Origin of the sequence: Mitsuaria sp. WAJ17 (assembly GCF_014174515.1) — a bacterium.
Lineage (GTDB): Bacteria > Pseudomonadota > Gammaproteobacteria > Burkholderiales > Burkholderiaceae_C > Roseateles_B.
This window is the reverse complement of record NZ_JACJUG010000153.1, coordinates 1-335: the sequence shown is the minus strand read 5'-3', so window position 1 is coordinate 335 and position 335 is coordinate 1. Positions and strand designations below refer to the sequence as shown.

At 61.5% G+C, this 335-nt stretch carries 1 pseudogene; it reads left to right on the top strand.

Annotation, left to right across the window (positions count from 1 at the left end):
* A pseudogene (locus H5407_RS23825) lies at positions 1-335 on the top strand (hypothetical protein); the annotation flags it as partial.

The following is a 335-nucleotide window of genomic DNA, read 5'->3' as shown; positions in this document are numbered from 1 at the left end:
TGTTCGTGCGTTATTACATGCGCATCGGCTCACGCCATCGGACACCCTACCGCGTCAACCTGAGCGAGAAGTACCAAGTCTTGAAACAAGGAGCACCAACCTGGACCGACTGTGCGGGCAAGTGCTCGATGGTGGCAGCCCTAACGACCACGAGCGGTGTCAAGAGCGCTTCGGCCGGTGGAGGCTACGGTTGGACCCTGCGGCGAGAGTTCTACGACATGGTGGCCGACCCCGACAGTCCGGCCGCTGGCGGCTGGGGCAATGCCTGGTCTTTCTATGATTTCCAGAACAACCCGCCCGGCCACAACTATGCTGGCATCGGCGACCGTGCCTTC